This is a genomic window from Citrobacter sp. wls826 (assembly GCF_005281245.1).
In the GTDB taxonomy this organism is placed as follows: Bacteria; Pseudomonadota; Gammaproteobacteria; order Enterobacterales; family Enterobacteriaceae; genus Citrobacter; species Citrobacter braakii.
Genome location: NZ_SZWS01000018.1, coordinates 94,886 through 97,460, shown reverse-complemented (window position 1 = coordinate 97,460; position 2,575 = coordinate 94,886). Strand labels below are relative to the sequence as shown.

Genomic DNA, 2,575 nt, shown 5'->3' with positions numbered 1-2,575 from the left:
CAGGCTCACCGCCGTACCGCGAAAACGCGGGCCCGCCGCTTCGGAGGTCAGCGCGATCAGATTCGGCAACGCCGCGCCCAACCCGACGCCGGTCATCAGACGGGCAAACACCAGCGACGAGAAATCCCAGGAAATCGCCGTCGCCAGCGAGAACAGGCCGAAAAGCGCCACCGAGGCAATAAGAATACGCTTGCGGCCATAGCGATCGGCCAGCATGCCGCCCACCAGCGCGCCGGGCAGCAGTCCGAGAATGCCCGCACTGAAGATCCAGCCCATCTGCATTTTATCCAGCGCAAACGCCTGGGCGATACCGACGGCAGCGATCCCGGCGGCCTGTAGATCCAGCCCTTCCATCAGGGCAACTAAAAAGCAAAGCCCGACGGTTAACGTCAGGCGGTAAGATGTGGGGGTACGGGTAGTCATAAGATGTACCTCTGAGGTCACGATGCAGGTGAGTCGCGGCTGATACGTTGCCAGCCGCGTAATCATTTTTATTTGCTATTGCGCAGATCCAGCGCCACGTCGACGATCATATCTTCCTGGCCGCCCACCATTCGGCGTTTGCCCAGTTCAACCAGAATATCGACCGCGCTCAGGCCATAACGCGCCGCCGCCACTTCGCAGTGACGCAAGAAGCTGGAGTACACCCCGGCATAGCCCAGTGCCAGCGTTTCGCGATCCACCCGCACCGGACGGTCCTGCAATGGACGCACCAGATCGTCGGCGGCGTCCATCAGCGCATACAGATCGGTGCCGTGCTGCCAGCCGAGCTTATCCGCAGCGGCGATAAACACTTCCAGCGGCGCATTGCCCGCGCCAGCGCCCATACCCGCCAGGCTGGCGTCGATACGGTCGCAGCCCTCTTCCACCGCGGCAATCGAGTTCGCCACGCCGAGACTCAGGTTGTGATGCGCATGCATTCCGGTTTCTGTCTCCGGCTTCAGCACCGCTTTCAGGGCGCGGAAGCGGGCGCGAATATCGCTCATATTCATCGCCCCGCCGGAATCGACCACGTAGATACACGTCGCGCCGTAGTTTTCCATCAGCTTCGCCTGCTGCGCCAGATTCTCCGGCGTGGTCATATGGCTCATCATCAGAAAGCCGACGGTATCCATGCCAAGCTCACGCGCGTACTGAATATGCTGGGCCGACACGTCCGCTTCGGTGCAGTGGGTCGCCACGCGCACCACTCGCGCGCCGGCCTGATACGCGTTTTTCAGGTCATGAAGAGTGCCGATGCCCGGCAGCAACAGCGTGGCGATCTTTGCGTGTTTGACCACGTCTGCTGCCGCTTCAATCCACTCGAGATCGCTGTACGCGCCAAAGCCGTAGTTAAAGCTGGAACCTTGTAAACCGTCGCCGTGGGCCACCTCAATGGAATCAACCCGCGCGTCGTCCAGCGCTTTGGCAATCTGGCGCACGTTTTCCAGCGAATACTGGTGACGAATCGCATGCATACCGTCGCGCAGGGTCACGTCAGAGATATAGAGTTTTTTACCGTTCATGCTGCTTCTCCTGCCTGACGGGTGAGTGACTGCGCCATCAGCTCAGCGGTCGCCAGCGCGCTGGAAGTCATAATGTCGAGGTTGCCCGCATAGGCGGGTAAATAGTGCGCCGCACCTTCCACTTCCAGATACACCGCGGTTTTCAGCCCGGAAAACTGACCAATACCCGGCAGATTCACCGGTTTATCCTCCGGGATGACTTCAAACTGGACGCGCTGTTTCAGGCGATAGCCTGGCACATACGCCTGCACCGCCGCCGCCATGTCATTAATCGACGCTTCAACTTCAAGCTGGGAGGCCGCTTCGCTCAACACATACACCGTGTCGCGCATCATCAGCGGCGGCTCCGCCGGGTTAAGTACGATAATGGCTTTGCCTTTGGCCGCGCCCCCCACCACTTCAATCGCCTTCGAGGTGGTTTCGGTAAACTCGTCGATATTGGCGCGGGTGCCCGGTCCCGCAGATTTACTGGCGATCGAGGCGATAATTTCGGCGTAATGGACTTTTGCCACGCGAGAAACCGCCGCCACCATCGGGATGGTCGCCTGCCCGCCGCAGGTCACCATATTGACGTTCTGCTGGTTAACGTTGGCCTCCAGATTCACCACCGGGACGCAGTACGGGCCGATCGCTGCGGGCGTCAGGTCGATCAGACGGATCCCCGGTTTTACGGCGCGCAGCGCGGCGTCATTTTTCAAGTGCGCGCCCGCGCTGGTGGCATCAAACACGATGTCAATGTCAGCGAATTCTGGCATCGCAAGAAGCCCCGTCACCCCTTCATGGGTGGTGGCAACGCCCATACGCCGGGCGCGTGCCAGACCGTCGGATTGCGGATCAATCCCCACCATCACCGCCATCTCCAGACGTACGCCGTGACGCAGAATTTTAATCATCAAATCGGTGCCGATGTTGCCAGAGCCGATAATGGCGACTTTACGCTTACTCATGACTGACTTCCTTTTGTAACCGCCGCTGAAAAGGTGGCGGCAACTGAACCAATACCGTCGATATGGGCTTCGAAACGATCGCCCGCATTCACCGCCACCATCGGGCCTAACGCCCCGGTGAGA

Annotated in this window: 3 protein-coding genes and 1 pseudogene; all 4 read right to left on the bottom strand. The window is 60.0% G+C overall.

Annotation, left to right across the window (positions count from 1 at the left end):
- Window positions 1–423 (bottom strand): MFS transporter (locus tag FDW87_RS21640; protein WP_252362976.1); only part of this gene is annotated, 423 nt, incomplete at its 3' end.
- 68 nt (window positions 424–491) lie between these two features.
- The gene (mhpE, locus tag FDW87_RS03145) at window positions 492–1,505 is read right to left on the bottom strand and encodes a 4-hydroxy-2-oxovalerate aldolase (RefSeq protein ID WP_137379452.1); all 1,014 of its coding nucleotides are present in this window, start codon (window positions 1,503–1,505) and stop codon (window positions 492–494) included.
- Window positions 1,502–2,452, bottom strand: a complete 951-nt coding sequence (gene mhpF / locus FDW87_RS03140) for an acetaldehyde dehydrogenase (protein WP_137379451.1) — start codon at window positions 2,450–2,452, stop codon at window positions 1,502–1,504. Before mhpF ends, mhpE begins: the two co-directional genes overlap by 4 nt.
- Window positions 2,449–2,575 (bottom strand): annotated as a pseudogene (locus tag FDW87_RS21635) (2-keto-4-pentenoate hydratase); the annotation flags it as partial. The pseudogene FDW87_RS21635 and the gene mhpF, both read right to left, overlap by 4 nt.